The organism is Yersinia sp. 2542 StPb PI (genome assembly GCF_048593855.1).
GTDB lineage: Bacteria > Pseudomonadota > Gammaproteobacteria > Enterobacterales > Enterobacteriaceae > Yersinia > Yersinia enterocolitica_E.
Genome location: NZ_JAZGQA010000482.1, coordinates 1 through 585 on the forward strand (window position 1 = coordinate 1; position 585 = coordinate 585).

A 585-nucleotide genomic window follows, 5' to 3' on the forward strand; every position below is an offset into this window, starting at 1 on the left:
TTAGACCCAAGCAGAATACCGGGGGTTACCGGTCCTATCTTGACTAAAGAGATGTCGAATTCAGGTGCAAAGCTGCGAGTGACGGAACCAGGGGCAGTTCCCTGGGTTCTTAACCTCGGAAACGGAGTGCCAGAGTACCAGGCAACAAAGCCAATACCTGGAACACCGGTTTCATATATTTGCCCGGGATAAGGGTTTCCATTCCAGGATGATAATGGTCTGGGTGCCAGCCTTATCACATCATTTACAGTAAAAGTATGGCCACCATCGCAATTGATCGCAGGTTGAAACGATGGCTTGAAATATTGTCGGTACAGCACTGTGCCGTCTGGCATGTCAGGGCCTACAGTAATATTGGCACCCTGAAGCTGAATGGTAGTATTTATCGCCTCCCTGCCCGTGATATAGGTGCAAGTCAATGCGTAAACTGATTTTATTGGCATCAAAACCAGACAAACCAACAGGAGCTTTTTCATGATATCACTCACTTTTTATGGTCGTGGCCCGACGCTCATCAACCTGACCCTGAGGCACACAGGTCGAGGTAAACCGCATCATCGCGCTGGCTTTACCGTTGGCTAATTG

Annotated in this window: 1 protein-coding gene; it reads right to left on the minus strand. The window is 48.7% G+C overall.

Annotation, left to right across the window (positions count from 1 at the left end):
• On the minus strand, positions 1-476 hold a 476-nt coding region (locus tag V1952_RS22400; protein ID WP_420075617.1), incomplete at its 3' end, for a hypothetical protein.
• Between the last annotated feature and the right edge of the window lie 109 nt (positions 477-585).